At 72.7% G+C, this 1,842-nt stretch carries 2 protein-coding genes; both read right to left on the bottom strand.

Annotated elements, in window-relative coordinates:
* Positions 1-15: 15 nt before the first annotated feature.
* On the bottom strand, positions 16-1,065 hold the full coding sequence (locus FV228_RS28510; protein WP_147857554.1) for a CoA ester lyase: 1,050 nt from the start codon (positions 1,063-1,065) through the stop codon (positions 16-18).
* Positions 1,066-1,239: 174 nt separating this feature from the next.
* Positions 1,240-1,842 (bottom strand): DUF2778 domain-containing protein (locus FV228_RS28515; RefSeq protein ID WP_147857555.1); only part of this gene is annotated, 603 nt, incomplete at its 5' end.

The raw sequence follows: 1,842 nt of genomic DNA on the forward strand, positions 1-1,842 counted from the left end.
GCCCCCCCCCGCGCGCTACCCCAGCTGATACACCGCCGCCAGTTCCGGATCCTTCGCGGCGACCAGCTTGGCCAGGTCCACGATGACCTTGGCCTGCTTCCAGGTGGCGTCGTCCTGCATCTTGCCGTCGAGCATCACGGCGCCGGTGCCGTCGGGCATGGCCGCGACGATGCGGGCCGCGAACGCCACCTCGGCGGGGTCGGGGGCGAAGACGCGCTTGGCGATCGTCACCTGGCTCGGATGCAGCGTCCAGGCGCCGGCGCAGCCCATCAGGAAGGCGTTGCGGAACTGCGCCTCGCAGGCATCGCCGTCGGAGAAGTCGCCGAACGGGCCGTAGAACGCCTTGATGCCGTTGGCCATGCAGGCGTCGACCATCTTGGCGATGGTGTAGTGCCAGAGGTCCTGCTGGGCGGTGGCCCGGGGCGCGTCGCCCGCGGGATCGCTGAGCACCCGGTAATCCGGGTGGCCGCCGCCGACCCGGGTGGTCTTCATGCCGCGCGACGCCGCCAGGTCGGCCGGGCCGAGGCTCATGCCGTGCATCCGCGGAGAAGCCGACGCGATGGCGTCGACGTTGGCCACGCCCTCGGCGGTCTCCAGGATCGCGTGGATCAGGATCGGCTTGGTCACCCCGTGCCGGGCCTCGAGCTGGGCGAGCAGCTGGTCGACGTAGTGGATGTCCCACGGCCCCTCGACCTTGGGCACCATCACGACGTCGAGCTTGGATCCCACCTCGGCGACGATGGTGAACAGGTCGTCCAGGATCCAGGGCGAGTTGAGGGCGTTGATCCGGGTCCAGAGGCCGGTGCCGGTGGCGGCGAAGTCGGTCGCCTGCGCCATGGCGACGAAGCCCTTGCGGGCCGCCTCCTTCTGGTCGGCCGGGACCGCGTCCTCCAGGTTGCCCAGCACCACGTCCACGGTGCCGGCGAGCTCGGGCACCCGGGCGCGGACCTTGTCGTTGTGGGGCGGGACGAAGTGGATCATCCGCTCCAGCCGCACCGGCAGCTCGCGGAACGGGGCCGGCGCGCCGGTGGCGAGGGGCTGGAAGAAGCGGCGGGGCAGTTTCATGATGGGCCTCTTGTAACGGGCTTGGCGTCTGGCCCCGTTAAGGCAGGCTTGGGCCGGCGCGTAAAGGCACCCATCGCCAGAGCACCCTCCGACTTTGGGGGCAGCCGCCCGGAGCCGTTCCCGGCCGTCGTGCAATCGGGACCGGCCCGCCATCCGCGCTGTGACGCGCGCGCGTCAGCCCCGCCGGCCCGGGCGGTCGGCCATGCCGACCCGGCTGCCGAAGAAGTCGCCCCGGCTGCCGGCCACCACCACGAGGCGGCGGACCTCGCCCCGGAGGAACGCCTGCAGGAAGCGGTTGTAGTCGCGGAACGAGACGCAGCCGTTCGAGGCGCCGGGCTGGCGCAGCATGTAGGTGTGGGCGAGCAGGCCGTCGCGGCCGTGGATCGCGCGGCTGCCGCCGACCGGGTTGAGGCGGATCGCCCGGACCCCGTGGAACAGGCGCTCGCGCTCGGTCAGGTCGTAGGTGCCGGGGGGCGTCGAGCCGCGCATGCGCAGGTGGACGTAGCGCGGGTCGTCCATGGCCTCGCCGAGGCCGGAATGGGCCTCCAGCACATCGCCGGAGGGGAGGGTCACGGTGCGGGCGGTGATGTCGTAGACGGCGGTGCCGGCGACGGATTCGGGGGCAGCGCTGATCCGGGTGCGCGGCGCCTCCTGGGGCAGGGCGTCCGGGCTGGCATAGGCGAGCGCCTGACGCGACTCCGCGCGGGGCGCGGCGGCGCCGACGCCGAACAGCGTCTCGAGGAAGGACGGCTCCTCCGCCATGGCGGCGCGGAACAC

Origin of the sequence: Methylobacterium sp. WL18 (assembly GCF_008040015.1) — a bacterium.
Lineage (GTDB): Bacteria > Pseudomonadota > Alphaproteobacteria > Rhizobiales > Beijerinckiaceae > Methylobacterium > Methylobacterium mesophilicum.